General features: G+C 66.0%; 13 protein-coding genes. 10 read left to right on the forward strand and 3 right to left on the reverse strand.

Annotated features, from left to right (window positions below; all coding sequences use genetic code 11):
* Nucleotides 1-24: 24 nt before the first annotated feature.
* Nucleotides 25-1,332 carry an ABC transporter substrate-binding protein gene (locus V9L17_RS05350; RefSeq protein ID WP_337345549.1) on the reverse strand — a complete coding sequence of 436 codons (1,308 nt, stop codon included), beginning with the start codon at nucleotides 1,330-1,332 and terminating at the stop codon, nucleotides 25-27.
* Between the two features lie 307 nt (nucleotides 1,333-1,639).
* On the opposite strand from V9L17_RS05350, the gene V9L17_RS05355 reads away from it, so the two are divergent.
* The 3 genes from V9L17_RS05355 to V9L17_RS05365 are packed head-to-tail and all read left to right on the forward strand — an operon-like array spanning nucleotide 1,640 to nucleotide 5,171.
* Nucleotides 1,640-2,557 carry a PmoA family protein gene (locus V9L17_RS05355; RefSeq protein ID WP_337350728.1) on the forward strand — a complete coding sequence of 306 codons (918 nt, stop codon included), beginning with the start codon at nucleotides 1,640-1,642 and terminating at the stop codon, nucleotides 2,555-2,557.
* Nucleotides 2,554-4,134 carry a glycoside hydrolase family 43 protein gene (locus V9L17_RS05360; RefSeq protein WP_337350729.1) on the forward strand — a complete coding sequence of 527 codons (1,581 nt, stop codon included), beginning with the start codon at nucleotides 2,554-2,556 and terminating at the stop codon, nucleotides 4,132-4,134. The genes V9L17_RS05355 and V9L17_RS05360 overlap by 4 nt, the downstream gene beginning before the upstream one ends.
* Nucleotides 4,135-4,151: 17 nt before the next feature.
* Entirely contained in the window at nucleotides 4,152-5,171 is a 1,020-nt protein-coding gene (locus V9L17_RS05365) for a LacI family DNA-binding transcriptional regulator (protein ID WP_337350730.1), read from the forward strand.
* 24 nt (nucleotides 5,172-5,195) lie between these two features.
* Here V9L17_RS05365 and V9L17_RS05370 read toward each other — a convergent pair whose 3' ends face one another.
* Nucleotides 5,196-5,906 (reverse strand): FadR/GntR family transcriptional regulator, encoded by a 711-nt coding sequence (locus V9L17_RS05370; protein ID WP_337350731.1) that lies wholly within the window; start codon nucleotides 5,904-5,906, stop codon nucleotides 5,196-5,198.
* 149 nt (nucleotides 5,907-6,055) lie between these two features.
* Here V9L17_RS05370 and V9L17_RS05375 point away from each other — a divergent pair, with 149 nt between their 5' ends.
* The 7 genes from V9L17_RS05375 to V9L17_RS05405 all read left to right on the forward strand — a co-directional run bounded on the left by V9L17_RS05375 (nucleotide 6,056) and on the right by V9L17_RS05405 (nucleotide 13,274).
* Nucleotides 6,056-7,540: a four-carbon acid sugar kinase family protein gene (locus tag V9L17_RS05375; RefSeq protein WP_337350732.1), complete on the forward strand. Its 1,485-nt coding sequence runs from the start codon at nucleotides 6,056-6,058 to the stop codon at nucleotides 7,538-7,540.
* A gap of 56 nt (nucleotides 7,541-7,596) precedes the next feature.
* Nucleotides 7,597-8,496 (forward strand): NAD(P)-dependent oxidoreductase, encoded by a 900-nt coding sequence (locus tag V9L17_RS05380; RefSeq protein WP_337350733.1) that lies wholly within the window; start codon nucleotides 7,597-7,599, stop codon nucleotides 8,494-8,496.
* Nucleotides 8,497-8,654: 158 nt separating this feature from the next.
* Complete coding sequence (locus V9L17_RS05385; RefSeq protein WP_337345556.1) at nucleotides 8,655-10,121, forward strand: GntP family transporter; 1,467 nt, start codon at nucleotides 8,655-8,657, stop codon at nucleotides 10,119-10,121.
* On the forward strand, nucleotides 10,121-10,972 hold the full coding sequence (locus V9L17_RS05390; RefSeq protein ID WP_337350734.1) for a class II fructose-bisphosphate aldolase: 852 nt from the start codon (nucleotides 10,121-10,123) through the stop codon (nucleotides 10,970-10,972). Before V9L17_RS05385 ends, V9L17_RS05390 begins: the two co-directional genes overlap by 1 nt.
* A gap of 58 nt (nucleotides 10,973-11,030) precedes the next feature.
* Nucleotides 11,031-11,435, forward strand: a complete 405-nt coding sequence (locus V9L17_RS05395) for a DUF1304 domain-containing protein (protein WP_337350735.1) — start codon at nucleotides 11,031-11,033, stop codon at nucleotides 11,433-11,435.
* A gap of 88 nt (nucleotides 11,436-11,523) precedes the next feature.
* The gene (locus V9L17_RS05400) at nucleotides 11,524-12,945 is read left to right on the forward strand and encodes an acyltransferase family protein (protein ID WP_443198004.1); all 1,422 of its coding nucleotides are present in this window, start codon (nucleotides 11,524-11,526) and stop codon (nucleotides 12,943-12,945) included.
* Nucleotides 12,942-13,274 carry a GNAT family N-acetyltransferase gene (locus V9L17_RS05405; RefSeq protein ID WP_337350736.1) on the forward strand — a complete coding sequence of 111 codons (333 nt, stop codon included), beginning with the start codon at nucleotides 12,942-12,944 and terminating at the stop codon, nucleotides 13,272-13,274. The genes V9L17_RS05400 and V9L17_RS05405 overlap by 4 nt, the downstream gene beginning before the upstream one ends.
* Nucleotides 13,275-13,332: 58 nt before the next feature.
* Here V9L17_RS05405 and V9L17_RS05410 read toward each other — a convergent pair whose 3' ends face one another.
* Nucleotides 13,333-14,085, reverse strand: a complete 753-nt coding sequence (locus V9L17_RS05410) for a GAF and ANTAR domain-containing protein (protein WP_337350737.1) — start codon at nucleotides 14,083-14,085, stop codon at nucleotides 13,333-13,335.
* Nucleotides 14,086-14,223 lie beyond the last annotated feature (138 nt).

Below are 14,223 nucleotides of genomic sequence, written 5' to 3' on the forward strand. Positions count from 1 at the left end.
GCTGGGTATCTGAGCGTTGGACGGCTACTTGTTGATGGCGGCATTGCTTTTCTCAAGGAACGTCTTGGCTGCATCCGCCGGGGTGACGCGGCCGAACTCAACTTCGGTGGCGAGCTGCTTGAGGGTGTCGGCCACTACGCTCGCGCCCTTGGGGTAGACATAGGCCGGTGCCAGTTCATCCTTCTGGATGTCGGCCACCATCTGCACGAACTTCGTGTCATCCGCACCGAGCTTGGGCATGATGGCTTCTGTTACCTCGGGGTTAATGGGCACCCCGCGCTGGGTCAGCGTCTCGGCGGCGCCGTCCACGTCATTGATCAGGAAGTTCAGCAGTTTGGCAGCTTCCTTCGGGTGCTTTGACTTTGCGGCCACAGACCAGAGCATGCTGGGATCGGCGGAGTAGCCGCGGCGCTTCTCAGTGGTTTCGCCGGGCATCCGCAGCAGGACAAGGTTCCCGCCCGAGGCTTCGTTGTATCCACGGAAGTTGTTGATGGGGATGATCTGCGAAGCCACCGTTCCCTTGGCCAGGTAGGACTGCGCCGGGGACCCGCCGATTTGTTCGAAGAATCCGGCAGGCGGGTAGCCGCCGGCCTTGCGCAGGTCCACGCTGTACTGGAACCACTCGCGGATGGTGTCTTCGCTGACGCCGAGCTTGTTGTCCTTGGTGTAGAAGTCCTCGCCGCGCTGACGGGCGAAGAGGATGGGGCCGGTCTCGGTGGCCACATCGTAACCGGCTCCGTAAATCTTCCCGCCGGTCTTCTGGGTCACCTCGGTAGCGAACTCGGCATAGTCCTCCCAGCTCCAGGTTTTGTCATCAGGGATGGTCACGCCTGCCTGGTCGGTGATGGTCTTGTTGACCACCATGCCGATGAGGTTGACGCCGGTAGCCAACCCGTACAGTTTGCCGTCCACCTCACCCCGGCTTTGGATGGTCTGGGGAATCTTCTCGAGGTTGATCTCGGGCAGCGACTTCAGGTCTGCCAGGGTGCCGCGTTGCGCGTATTCCAACAGGGTCCGGTTCGCCATGTTCAGAACGTCAGGCGGATTGCCGCCGGCGAAGCGGGTGGCCAGCTTGTCCGCGTAGGGGCCGCTGTCCTGGTATTCGCTCTTGACCGTGATGCCGGGGTTCTTCTCTTCGAAGATCTTGATTGCCGCGTCTGTCATCTTGGCCCGGTTGGAATCACCCCAGTACACGAAATTCAGCTCGACGTTGCCGCCGCCGGCGGACGGGGAGGTTGCCCCTCCGCAGCCGCTGAGGGCCAGGCCGGCAGCAGTCAGTGCTGCACCCAGGATGATCCTGCGCGGGATAGGGGTGCTCGTGGTCTTCTTCATCGAATGACGCCTCTCTAGCGGGGTATGTCGGGCTTGTTCCGGCCACTGGACAATATGCAGGTAGCAGGGAAACTTTCTGGGGCAGATTTGCGCTCAAGGCATCCATCTGCCGATGAATATCGGTGGAAACTCCCAAAAAACTTTCGAGTAAACGATTTCTAGCAAGAAAACGCTGTGACTGTCAACACAATTTCGAAAGTCATTGATTTCGTTTCAACAGAAACTTTCTGTACTACTTGCCGAATATTTCCGCCATAGCTATGCTGATCCACACATCCCGGACACGCCACCCAACCAGGAGGTCCGCTTGGCTATCCACAGCACGCCGTCAGCTGCGGCCCCCGGTTCTTCGGACCAGGTCCCGCCGCTCGTCACCCACTGCACCGGACTGCAGCTGCCCGCCGGCAGTGCGCCCAGGCCCTACCTCCACCCGGTGCTGTCCCTTGGCGGCGCCACCGTCACGGAAGCCGGACCGGCCGATCACCCACACCACCTGGGCCTGTCCGTCGCCTTCTCCGACGTCAACGGAACCAATTTCTGGGGCGGCTCCACCTTCACGGCCGCCAGCGGGCCGGTGCTCCTGTCCAACCACGGAACGCAGTTCCCGCACGACTGGCGCTCATCCACAGGAACGGACGAGGCAGGGGAGTCCGGCGCCGTGTTGTGGAAGTCCGCGTCAGGCGACGAGCTCGCCGCCGAGGAGCGGCACATCCAGCAGTTTGCCCATCCGGAGCCCGGGAGCTGGAGCTTGTCACTGTCCTCGGTGATCCGTCCGGCGGCGCGCGTCGAGCGGCTGGCGGTGTCGTCGTCGGCCGTCAAGGGCAGGGCAGGCGCCGGATATGGCGGCATCTTCTGGCGGTTTCCCCGCGGCAGCGATGACCCGGTTGTGCTTTCCGACGCCGGCACCGGCGCCGACGCCGCGCACGGCTCACGCTCACCCTGGCTGTCGGTCACCATGCGGCTCGAGGGCGGACCCGTCAGCGTTGTGCTCGGGCAAGACCCCGGTCACCAGCTTCCGTGGTTCATCCGGACGGAGGGCTACTTGGGGGCGGGACCAGCCGCAGCTTGGTCTGAACCCGCACACGTGGACGCGGAAACTCCCCTCAGGCTTGGCCTGCACGCCGTCATCCACGACGGAGCGGTGACAACTCCCGCCCGCGCCCTGGAACTCCTCCACCAGCACCCCCGACTCAGCCGCCCCGGCGCAACCGACAGGACATCATGACTACCCCGCGTCCCACCCCGCTCTACAGCAACCCCGTCCTCAACGGCGACTGGCCTGACCCCGACGCCATTCAGGTGGATGGCGTCTACTACCTGATTGCGTCGAGCTTCAACAGGGTGCCGGGGCTCCCCGTGCTGAAGTCCCGGAACCTTGTGGACTGGGAGCATGCCGGCCATGCCCTCCCCGAACTGCCCCAGGGGAGCCACTACTCCCTGGTGCGCCACGGCAGCGGCGTATGGGCCCCGGCCCTCCGGTACCACGATGGGCGCTTCTGGATCTTCTATCCGGACCCGGACCACGGCATTTTTGTCCTCAGCGCGGAAAAGGCAGAAGGGCCGTGGAGTGCCCCGCACCTGCTCTACGCTGGCCGCGGCATCATTGATCCCTGCCCGCTGTGGGACGAGGACGGTGAGGCCTACCTGGTCCACGGTTGGGCGCACAGCCGCGTCGGGGTGAAGAACCGGCTTACCGTCCACCGGATGGCCGCGGATGCGAGCCGCCTCCTGGACCATGGAACCCACGTGATCAACGGCGCCGACCTCCCGGGTTACACCACCCTGGAAGGACCGAAGTTCTACAAGCGCGGCGACTGGTACTGGATCTTCGCGCCGGCCGGCGGCGTAGCCACGGGCTGGCAATCGGTCTTCCGCTCCCGGTCCCCGTTCGGCCCGTACGAGGAGCGCAAGGTGCTCGAGCAGGGCGAGACGAACGTCAACGGTCCCCACCAGGGCGCCTGGGTCACCACCCCCGAGGGCCAGGACTGGTTCCTGCACTTCCAGGACCGTGGCCCCTACGGCCGGGTGGTCCACCTCCAGCCCATGGGGTGGGGCGCGGACGGCTGGCCCTGGATGGGAACTCCCGCGGACGACGGCGGACCGGGAACCCCGGTGGCCAGCCACCCCTATCCAGCGGGAACCTCGCAGGAAGACGTGGCACCTCCGTCCAGCGACGGCTTCGACTCGCGGTGGCTCGGGCCGCAGTGGCACTGGCAAGCGAACCCGCGCGAGTCGTGGTCGTTCCAAGGCGGGGGAGGGCAGTTGGTCCTCCGCCCGCAGGCCAACGACCCCGTGAACCTGCGCGAACTGCCCAACGTACTCGGCCAAATCCTGCCGGGCACCCCGTCCACCTTCACCACAACGCTGGAAGTGGACGGCGTCCCGGCCGGCACCCGGGCCGGCGTCGTGGTCCTGGGCCAGAAGTATGCCTGGCTGGGAATCATACGGACCGCGGACGGTTACGTGCTGGGTAGCGGCACCGGCGGGGAAGGGCCGTGTGAGGAGCGGCCAAGCCGGCAGATACCGCTGGACGGCCCGCGGATCGAGCTCCAGATCCGCACTGATGCCACCCCTCGCTCCACTTTTGCCTGGCGGACCGGGCCGGGAAAGCCGTGGGAAGTCCAAGGCTGGAACTTCGACGTGGTGGAGGGCAAGTGGATCGGCGCCGAACTGGGCATTTTCGCCGCGTCACCGCTGGGCTCGCAGGAAAGGGGCAGTGTTATCGTTGGACCCGTGCGGGTGGAGGCTGCGCCGGCACGCCGGAGAGTCGCCCCGCATTATGCCGCCGCCGCTTCCAGATGATCGCAAGGACCGCACCGTTGACAGCCACTCCGCGCCCCAAGATCGCAGATGTGGCTGCAGCAGCAGGCGTTTCGGTGCCCACCGTGTCGAAAGTACTCAACGGCCGGTCGCACGTTTCCGAGGCAACGCGGGCAAAGGTGCGCCAGGCCCTGGAGGACCTCGACTACACCAAACGCAACGTCCCGGCGGATCAGCCGGGGCTGCTGCAGTTGGTGGTTAACAACTTCGACTCGCCCTGGGTACTGGAAATCATGGAGGGCGCCGAGGCCGCTGCCTCGCGGCTCGGCTACTCCATTGTCTATACGCGGGCAGAGCACGCCACGGCCGAGAACTGGCGGAAGCTGCGGGAATCTTCGGCCAACCGGCTCGCCGGCGTGGTGCTGCTCGCTCCACGGCGCGGCTCGCGGCTGGTGACCACACTGCGGAGCCTGAACATTCCCGCGGTGGCGGTGGATCCCGAAGGCGCCGAGGGCCTCACCATACCCAGCGTCAGCCCGGCGTCGTTCTCCGGAGCGCTCGCCGCGGTGGGACACCTGCTGGAGCTGGGCCACCGCCGCATCGGGATCATCACCGGACGCGGGCACGGATCCGGACACAGCCGCGCACGGTATGCGGCGTACGCTGCCGCACTCCACGAGGCGGGGCTGCCCGTCCTGCCCGAGCTGGTGCGCGATGGCGACTTCAGTATTGAGTCCGGCGTCCGCCACGGCGGGGATCTCCTGGACCTGCCGGAGCCTCCCACGGCGATCTTCGCCGCAAACGACCTCCAGGCGCTCGGGGTCATGAACGCCGCCGCTGGCCGTTCCCTGAAGATTCCAGGGGATATCAGCATTGTGGGCTTCGATGACATCGCTCAGGCCGCCCTGATGTCGCCGCCGCTGACTACCGTCCGCCAGCCGCTCTCCCAGCTGGCGTCCATGGCCGTGGGCATCGTTGCCGAACAGCTCGAGCAGCAGGGGCCGGCGGCTCCGGTTGCGCTGGAAGTTGCTACAGAACTGGTGGTTCGTGGCACCACTGCCGCGCCACGGGCGAAATAGCCAAGCGTCAAAACTCCCTAATCTCTAAGCCCTGGGCGCGCCCAGCACGAGGTTCTTGAGGTCATCGAGGGTCTGCTGCATGTGGTCGTCCATGGCTTGGCGGGCACGGGAGGCGTCCCGGGACTCCAAGGCTTCTGCAATGTTCTGGTGGTGGGCGATCGCGTGGACCTGGATCTCCGGCACTGCAGACGTTTCGGCCCGACGCTTCGCCAGGACCCGGTGCAACGGTTCGAAGAGCACTGCCACGAAAACGTTCTCGGAGGCGTGCAGTATCAGGTCATGGAACGCCAGGTCCGCCTCGACAAACGCGGGGAGGTCGTTGGCCTGGTTGGCTGCCCGCATGGCGGCCACGCATCCGTAAAGCGCCTGGATATCGGCATCGCCGATCCTGCCTGCAGCGAGCTCGCAGGCCCCCGTCTCCAGCATCCTGCGGAGCTCGATGAGCTGGACCGACGCGTCGGCCTCGTTCTTGCCCTCCGACGCCGCCCGTAATACTGCCTCCAGGGAAGCCCATCGGTTCAGCGGGTTCACAAACGTCCCACGGCCCCGCTCAACGCTAAGGATCCGCTGGGCCTCGAGGGTCTTCATGGCCTCGCGGACGGTCATCCGGCTGACTTCGTGTTTGGCGCTAAGTTCAAGCTCCCCGGGCACGCTGGATCCAGGTGGGAACTCGCCTGCAATGATGCGGTCCAGAAGCTCGTCGGCTACGACGTCCACCAGTGATTTCCGTGCCATGTTTTCCCCTGCTCGGCCGTGGCAAATATGTCTGACAAGTCTACTTGCGCGTCTCCAATGTGCTGTGTCACACTATTCCTAAATGTTAGATGTCAGACATCTTACAAATATCTATCTCACCACCGATTTCACCCACAATGGAGTGCAGCATGACGCTTGAAGCAGAAGTCCTGGCCGCCTATCCGGCCGAAGTCCGGATCCCTGCAGCACTGGTGGCTGACGCCGTGGCTGCGTCCAGCGCCGAATCTCCACGCATGCTGGTGGTGCTCGACGACGACCCCACCGGGACCCAGTCGGTTGCGGATCTGCCCGTCCTGACCCGCTGGGAAATCGAAGACTTCGTATGGGCCTTTGGACAGGCCAAGGCCGCTGTCTACGTCCTCACCAATACCCGCAGCCTGGACCCAGCCGAAGCGGCAGCCCGGAACGAGGAAGTGGTCCGCAATGCCCTCGCCGCCGCCGGGTCGGACGATTCCGGCCTCCGCCTAGGGTTCGTGAGCCGCAGTGACTCCACCCTCCGCGGCCACTACCCGCTGGAACCCGATGTCATCGCCGCTACCGTGGCCAAGGTCAGCGGAGAAGCCACCGACGGAGTGGTGCTCGTCCCGGCCTTCCCCGACGCCGGACGCGTGACCATCGGCGGCGTGCATTACATGCGCGGCACCGGGGAGGACGCCGGCAAGCTCACGCCGGTAGCCGAGACCGAATTTGCCAGGGATGCCACTTTCGGCTTCGCCAACTCGGACATGTCCAAGTATGTGGAGGAGAAGTCGCAGGGACGCTTTGCGGCAGATTCCGTCATTGTCCTGGACCTGAACATCATCCGCGCCTCCACCGATCCGCGGGCCACTGCGAACGCCATCGCGGATGCCATTGAACCCGCCACCAACTCCACCCCGATCGTGGCGGACATTGTTACCGAAAACGACCTCCGCGCCCTGTCCCTGGGCCTGGACGAAGCCGAACGGCGGGGCAAGAAGCTGCTTTACCGCGTCGGCCCGCCGTTTGGCCGTGCCCGGATCGGCCAGGAAATCCGCGCCGAGCTCAGTGGCGCCGAAGCCTACGCCGGCAACACCCCGTCCCTCGCCGGCGGACTGATCGTTGTTGGCTCCCACGTGGGGGTCACCACCCGGCAGCTGAAGGCTCTCACCGAGCAGCACAGCGCCGCGCACATCTTCGAGATCGACGTCGAGAAACTGCTGGCCGCCGAAACCGAAACAGCCGCGGACGCCTACCTGGACCAGACGGTGGACGCAGTCGTGGACGGACTCCGCACCGGCGACGTCATCGTCCACACCAGCCGGCTGCTGATCAAAACCGACAGCCCGGCCGAAAGCCTCCGGATCGCACGCACGGTGTCTTCCGCCGTCGTCGCGGTGGTGAACCGGACCCTGAAGACCTTCCCGCCGCGGTTCGTCATCGCCAAGGGCGGCATCACGTCCTCCGACGTTGCCGCCCACGGCCTGGAAATCCGCCACGCCATTGTCCGCGGACCCATGCTGCCGGGCATCGTCTCCCTCTGGGAGCCGGTGGATGGGCCCGCCAAGGGCATCCCGTACATCGTCTTCGCCGGCAACGTGGGCGATGACCAGTCCCTCGCCGACGTCACCCGCAAACTCAGCAACACTTTCTAGTCCCCGCTTACGCCCGCCGGCTCCACCGATACCGCACACATTCAACGGAGAACACCATGACCAGCAACTACACCGTCACCGTCCTGGGCCTCGGAGCCATGGGACTGCCCATGGCCACGCGCCTCGCGTCCCAGCTGACCGTCCACGGCTTCGACATCGCCGAACCCCGCCTGAAGCTCGCCGAAGAAGCAGGCATCGCTACATTCGCCACCGCCCGCGAAGCTGCCAAGGGCGCCGACGCCGTGCTCCTGGCCGTCCGCAACGGTGAACAACTCAATGACGTCCTCTTCGGCGAGAACGGTGTGGCCTCGGTGTTGGAGCCGGGCGCCGTCGTGATCCTGGGCAGCACCGTCGGCACCGAGGCCATCCCGGCCACCGTCGCGCAGCTGGCCGAATACGGTGTGGAACTGGTGGACGCACCGCTGTCCGGCGGCCCTAAGCGTGCCGGCGAAGGCGACCTGCTGATCGTTGTTGGCGCGTCCCCGGAAGCCCGCGAAAAAGCCGCCCCGGCCTTGGAACTCCTGGCCTCAACCCTGACCGTGGTGGGCGACAAGCCCGGCGATGGACAGGCCCTTAAGACCGTCAACCAGCTCCTCTGCGGCGTCCACATCGCTGCCGCCGCGGAGGCCATGGCCCTCGCCGACGCCCTCGGCCTGGACCAGGCCAAGACCCTCGCCGCCCTTGAAGCCGGCGCCGCAGGTTCCTTTATGCTCTCCAACCGCGGCCCCCGGATCCTGGAGGCCTACACCGAGGAAGGCGCCGAGGTCCTGTCCCGCCTGGACATCTTCGTCAAGGACATGGGCATCGTGGGCAAGGCCACCCGCGCCGCCGGCCTGGCTGCGCCGGTCGCCGCCGCTGCCGAACAGCTCTACCTTCTCGGCCAGGCCCAGGGCCTCGCCGCTTCCGACGACTCCGCCGTCATCAAGGTTGTTGCGCCCACCAAGCGCACCGCCTAGGCACCCAACTTCACAACCGCCAAAGTACCTCCCCTCAAGCCCGACGACGGCGGTCCCCCCTCCGCCGTCGTCGAACCTCCCAGCGTTCCCCCGACAGAAATAATTAGCGCCTGATCGCCCGTCTTCTGGAAGACTGGCTCGTCAAAGGAGACACCGTCATGAACCACCTGATGAACCCCCTGATACTGCGGGCGGCTGACGCCCCAGCTATCAAACCGGCAGTAGAGCTTGGCACCCCGCTGCTCCTCACCATCGCCGCCGTTGGCATCGCCATCCTGCTCGTGATGATCATCCGCTTCAAAATCCAGGCCTTCGTGGCGCTGCTGACCGTGAGCATCCTGGTGGCCGTGGCCGCACAGATCCCGCTCAAGGACGTCTTCACCGTTGTGGCCAATGGCGTGGGCGGCACCATGGGCAAGGTGGCCCTGCTGATCGCCCTCGGCGCGGTCCTGGGCCGGATGATCGAGGTCTCCGGCGGTGTCCAGTCCCTGGCTTCGCACTTCACCGAGAAGCTGGGTGCCAAGCGTGTGGCGGTGGCCCTCACCGCCGTCGGCTTCCTGGTGGCCATTCCCGTGTTCTTCGAGGTGGGCATCATCGTGCTGGTCCCCATCGTCTACGCCTTCGCCAAGATCGCCAACGTCCACCCCGTCAAGTTCGGCCTGCCGATGGCCGGCATCATGCTGGCCATCCATGTGGCCGTACCTCCGCACCCGGGCATCGTCGCCGGTGCCGGTGTCTTCGGGGCCGACATCGGGCTCATTACCCTCATCTCGCTGCTGATCTGCATCCCGCTCGGCTTCCTGTCCTACTGGGTTGCCAGCATCATGAACCGCAAGGACTACGAGCTGCTGCCTTCGGTCAAAGCCCAGGTGGACGAGTTCGGTTCCGATTCCCTCGTGAAGGTTGGCCACGATGGCCCCGGCGCCGCAGCCATCGCCCCGCCGCGCCCGGCCCTGATCATCTTCCTCATCGCCGCGCCGATCGTGCAGATCCTGATCGGCACCATGGGTACCCTCACCATCCCCAAAGACAACTCCTGGTACGGCCTCGCGGCCTTCATCGGCAACCCGTTCTTCGCCCTCCTGGTGGCTGTTGCGCTGTCCTTCTTCCTGCTGGCTGTCCGCCGCAACTGGTCGCTGAAGGAGACCGGCGAAATCTTCGAAGGCGCGCTGCCTCCCATCGCCTCCATCCTGATGGTTGTCGCCGCCGGCGGCGTCTTCGGCGAAGTCCTCCGCACTTCCGGAATCGGCGCCGCGCTGTCCCAGACCCTTGACCACCTGGGCCTGCCGGTCATCGTGCTCGGCTTTGTCATCTCCCTCGCCCTGCGCGCAGCCCAGGGTTCGGCGACCGTCGCCATCGTCACCACCACCGGCCTGCTGACCTCCGCCGTGATGGAAGGCGGCTACTCCCCGGCGCAGATCGCCGTCATCGTGATCGCCATCGGCTTCGGCTCGCTCGGCCTGTCCCACGTGACCGATGCCGGCTTCTGGACCGTAGTGCGTTACTACGGACTCACCGTTTCCGACGGCCTGCGGACCTGGACCGTGCTCACCACCATCCTGGGCCTGGCAGGCTTCCTCCTGACCTTCGTGGCCTGGATCCTGGTGGGAGGCCTGGGCGTCTAATGCGCACCCGACTCGACCTTCTGGTCACCTCCGCCCTGCAGCGGCGATCGGCTGTTCCCGCGTTCACCTGCTACGACTTCACTACCGCCCTGGCTGTTGTGGGCGCGGCCGAAGACGCGGGCCACGGGGTCATCCTGCTGGTGGCCCCCAAGACCGCGGGCACGTCCAACGGCCTGCGCCTGATCACCGCGCTCCGCGGCCTGGCTGATGGTGCGTCCGTTCCGGTGGCGGTCCAACTGGACCACGCCTCGGACCTGTCGGTGATGGCCGACGCCGTCGCCGCGGGGGCGGATTCGGTCCTCGCGGACGGCTCCTCCCTTCCGTACGAGGACAACATTGCGCTGGTCCGGGCGGCACGCGCATTGGTGGGTGCCGACGTCGTGCTCGAAGCCGAACTCGGTGGCCTGGCCGGCGACGAGGACCGGGCCTTCGGCGCGGACGAAGCGGGCGTGGCTGTGGCTGGCCTGACGGACTCCGCCCAGGTGGAGGACTTTGTGGCCCGGACCGGCGCGCAACTGCTGGCCGTCGCCGTGGGCAACGTCCATGGCAAGTACAAGGGCGAGCCGCAGCTGCGCTGGGACGTCCTCCAGGGCATCGCCGTGCGGACACACATCCCGCTGGTGCTCCACGGCGCCTCCGGCATTCCGGCAGGGGAGCTGGTGAAGGCCGCCGCAATGAACGTGGGCAAGGTGAACTTCAACACCGAACTCCGGACCGGCGTGCTGGCCACGCTCCAGGAGCAGCTGCCGGTGCACCGTGCCGACGGCGAGAACCTGCAGGGCCTGCTGGGCCACTGGAACTCCTCCGCCAGGGAGTTCGCGACGTCGGCGCTGGGCATGCTCAGCCGCTGAGAGTTCCTGCGGGGCGCTCCAGCCGTCTTTTGAGGGAACGGGAGGCTAGGATCATGCCATGATCCTGGCCTCCCTCCTTTTTGCGTTCATCGCCGCAGCCCTGCACGTCTACATCTTCACCATGGAATCCTTCACCTGGACCAAACCGGCCACCTGGAAGCGCTTCGGGCTTGCGTCCCAGGCGGACGCCGAGACCACCAGGCCGCTCGCGTACAACCAGGGTTTCTATAACCTGTTCCTGGCCATCGGCGCGTTCATCGGCATCGGCTGCGCAGCCTTCGCTGCCGAGGGGTCGGCGCCGTCCATAGTGGGGTGGACCCTGGTCTTCAGCTGCTGCGGATCCATGCTGCTGGCCGCCGTGGTGCTCGCCTTGAGCGGGAGAAAGTACCTCCGTGCCGCCGCCATACAGGGCGCCACTCCGCTGCTCGCCGTCGTACTGGGACTGCTGGCCGTGGTTTCCTGACGCGCCGCCAGGCGCCGATCAGCCGCCAAGCCACCCATACAGGCGCAGAATGTAGGTAGTAGCAACTTCGGGAGTTTCAGGACCGGACGTGAGTGGTGTGAAGGAGCAGGGGGCATCCCCGCAACACGAGCCCGCGAACACGCGCGACCTCGGCATCGACCTCGTCCGCTTCTTCTGCCTGGCCCTGGTGGTCGTGGGCCACTGCATGATGGTCAGCCCGGTCCTGCACCGCGACGGCACCGTCACCACCGAGAACACCCTCGGGGAGCAGACCTGGTTCGTGCCCGTCATCTGGATCTTCATGGTGATGCCGCTGTTCTTCGTCACGGGCGGGACCACCGGCCTGCAGTCCTGGCGGCGGCTCAAGGCCCGGGGCGGCACCGGCTTCGAGTTCGCCCAGTCCCGCCTGCTCCGCCTGGTCCGGCCGGCGACCGCGTTGTTGGCCTGCATGTTCCTGGGGCTTTGGGCGGCACTGCTCCTGGGTGTGGACCCCCAGGTGATCCAGTTGATGACCGCCGGCGCGGGCATGCCGCTGTGGTTCCTGGCCGCCTATCTGGCTGCACAGCTGAACATTCCCCTGCTGGCCCGCTTCCATGACCGGGCGCCGTGGCTGACGCTGGTTGGCCTGACGGCCCTGGTGGTGGCGGTTGATTGCTTCCGCGGCGTCCTGCCTTCGCTGGCATATGCCAACTTGGTGTTCCTGTGGTGCGCCGTGCAGCAGTTGGGCTTCCTGATGGCGGACGGCCACTTCGCCAAGCTGTCCCGTTCCTCCCTGGTGGGCCTGATCGTTGCGGCCAACCTGGTGCTGGGGGTCCTCACTGGACTGGGGCTTTATTCCGGAAACATGCTGGTGAACCTCAATCCACCCAACCTTTGCCTGCTCCTGCTGGGCGTAGCCCAGGCTGCCTTCCTTGAGATGGTCCGTCCCGGGCTCCACTGGGTGGCAGGGGTTCGCTGGGTGCGTGCCCTGGTGTCTGTTGCCGGGCGCCGGTCCATGACCGTCTACCTCTGGCACCTGCCCCTTCTTGTGGCCATGTCGGGCCTGCTCCTGCTTACCGACTTCCCCAAGCCGGCTGCGGGGACCGCCGCGTGGTGGTGGGCGCGGCCGCTGGTACTCCTGGGCGTCGTTACCCTGCTGCTTCCGGTCATGGGCGCCTTCGGCCGCCTTGAGGAACGTCCGACGGCGTCTGTCCACACCCGCGGCCGGCCCGCCGCAGCGGTGGTGACGGCCGCCGTCGTGGTCTTCATTCCGGTGGCCGACGCCGCGTTCAACGGCCTCACGCTGGGCCTCCTCGGCGGGGGAGCGGCGTGCTTCGCGCTCGCCGTGCTGCTGCTCGGCAGGATGCCGGAACGGGTGCCCGCCGGTGCGGCGGAGCGTGGCGGATTGTCGGACGGATTGTCCGATGGGTTGTCGGACGGATTGTCCGACGGGTCGTCCGGAGGGTTGTCCGGCGGGCAGCCGGGCGGGCCATTGCCAGCAGGGCCAAGTAGTGCCAGTGTCGAACCATGACGGAGAACATGATTTCCACCGAGGACGAATTCAGCCCCGACGTTTCGCTTGCACGGAACGACGCCCACCACTGCTATGAGCTGCGGGTCGGCGGGAAGGTAGCTGTGCAGTCCTTTTTCCGGGACCGGCCAGGGCACATTGACTTCACACACACGGAGACCGCAGAGGAGTTCAAAGGCCAGGGGCTTGGCAAAGTGCTGGCGCATTTCGCACTGGATGACGTGGTGGCCTCCGGCAAACGGATCATCCCGCATTGCCCGTTCATCGCCGGCTATCTCCGCCAGCATGAGGGTTACGAACAATACATCGACTGGCCCGAGGACGCTTAGCCACGGGACGTCAGGTGGCACGGCGCGTACTTGAGTTTGCGCCCGACCGATCCTGCGCTTAGTGGAAATGCGTGACCGGAGCCTCATGGGCGACTGCCGCCACCAACTGCTCGGCTATGGTGCGGAGCTTCTGGTTGCGGCTGCTGGAAGCCCTGACCAGAATGGCCATCGCCTCCTCCTGGGAACAGCGGTTCTGTCCCATGATGATTCCGGCCGCGAGGTCGATTGCCGTCCGGGACTCCATGGCCGCCCTGAGATCCGCCGCCAGCTGTTGGCCGGCGGCAACCCGGACAGCAAGCCGGAGCGAGCTCTGGGCATGGGCGGCAAAGAGCTCGGCATCTTCGATGGCGGCTGAGCCGAACGCGTTCACGTCAGGGGCGAAAATATTCAGGGCAGCCTTGGAATCACCGTCCAGAGTCAACGGAACGGCGAGCACACTGAGCTGGCCAAGCTGCGCGATGGCCTGGCCATACTCCGGCCAGCGCTTGTCATGCCGGGTGTCAGGGACAAGGACCGTGATGCCGGCGTTCATGGCATGGAGGCATGGTCCGGCGCCATGGTTGTGCTGGATTTCGTCCATCACCTTGGCCCGAGGGTCGCTCCAGGCAGCCGTGGTGGTCCGGTGCCGCCTGCTCAGCGTCACGGCGCACACCACCGGAAGCTCCATGGACTCCGAAATGGCGCGGGCCGCGTAGTCGCACAGTTCGTGCAGGAATTCGTTCACGTCCCTGCTGTCGATGACGATGTTCTGGAGCTGTTCCACCACGGCGTCGTCGCCGTGACGGAGCGCTTTCAGCGCTGATGGGTCCATAGTCCAGTTTAGGCCCCGTCCGGCACTAAAGAACCGACGCTATTGGGGCGTTGGCTACGGCTTGTCCACCCGACGCACCGTAATGGGGAGGCGCAATATTGTGACCTGCGCGACATCTTTGTAGAGTCGATGGTGGGC

Origin of the sequence: Pseudarthrobacter sp. CCNWLW207 (assembly GCF_037203945.1) — a bacterium.
GTDB lineage: Bacteria > Actinomycetota > Actinomycetes > Actinomycetales > Micrococcaceae > Arthrobacter.